1 protein-coding gene is annotated in these 1,109 nt (G+C 55.1%); it reads right to left on the minus strand.

Annotated elements, in window-relative coordinates:
- Positions 1-34: 34 nt before the first annotated feature.
- Positions 35-1,109 (minus strand): IS3 family transposase gene (locus AC2FIB_RS22455; RefSeq protein WP_496842729.1). Its coding sequence is split into 2 segments (ribosomal slippage), with 1,076 coding nucleotides annotated over them: positions 35-900 and positions 900-1,109; the frame shifts between segments, so codons are not numbered across the junction. This gene is flagged as partial in the annotation.

Consider the following 1,109-nt stretch of genomic DNA (forward strand, 5'->3'; position numbering starts at 1 on the left):
TGAGCAGCCTCATCTGACTGGTCCAAGTTGATTGTTAGTGCATCATCGGCCTCTGATCCATCGGGATGATGGTTTCAGGCGCTGGCGGGCGGTAGCCCAGTGCACTGTGCGGTCGTTTTGTGTTGTAGTGTCTCCTCCATTGTTCGATCAGAATTTGAGCTTCGCGCAGGCTGTAGAATATCTCACCGTTGAGCAACTCGTCCCTGAACCTGCCATTGAAGCTTTCACAGTATCCGTTCTCCCACGGGCTGCCAGGTTCGATGTAAGCCGTCTTGGCGCCAACGGCGGCGATCCAGTCTCGGACAGCCTGGGCGACAAATTCCGGCCCGTTATCCGAACGTATGAAACCGGGTGCGCCACGAAGGATGAACAGATCCGTCAGGGCATCGATCACGTCGGTCGAGTTCAGCTTCCGCTTCACTTTAATCGCAAGGCACTCCCGGCTGTGCTCATCAAGGATGTTCAGCGTCCGAAAAGCTTTGCCATCGTCGGTTCGGCAATGAACGAAGTCATAGCTCCATACATGATTGCGATATTCTGGCCGTAGCCGAACGCATGAGCCGTCATTTAGCCATAACCTCCCTTTCTTTGGTTGTTTCATTGGCACTTTCAGCCCCTCTCGCCGCCAGAGCCGTTCAACTCGCCCATCACTGACGGACCATCCAGCCTCTCTCAGCAGCGCAGCGATCCTGCGATAGCCATATCGCCCGTATTGACGGGTCAGCTCGATCATGTCGGCCACCAGTTGGTCTTCGTCAGCGCGACCTTGTGGGACGCGCCGTTGCGTGGATCTGTGTTGTCCAAGCACGCGGCAGGCGCGTCTCTCAGAAACGTTCAGCTGTTTGCGAACATGGCCAATACAAGCACGACGACGAGCGGGGCTCAGTAGTTTCCCTTTGTGGCTTCCGTCAGGATCAGTTTGTCCAACGTCAGATCAGAAACCGCACGTCGCAATCGCTCGTTCTCTTTCTGAAGCCGCTTCAGTTCTTTCAACTGATCTACGCCCATTCCGCCGTACTTCTTTCGCCAGCGGTAATAGGTTTGTTCAACAACGCCAATCTGTCTGATCGCATCGAGACGGGACATGCCCTGCCCCATCAGAACTTCAA

It is taken from the genome of Ruegeria sp. YTSA072 (assembly GCF_059610285.1).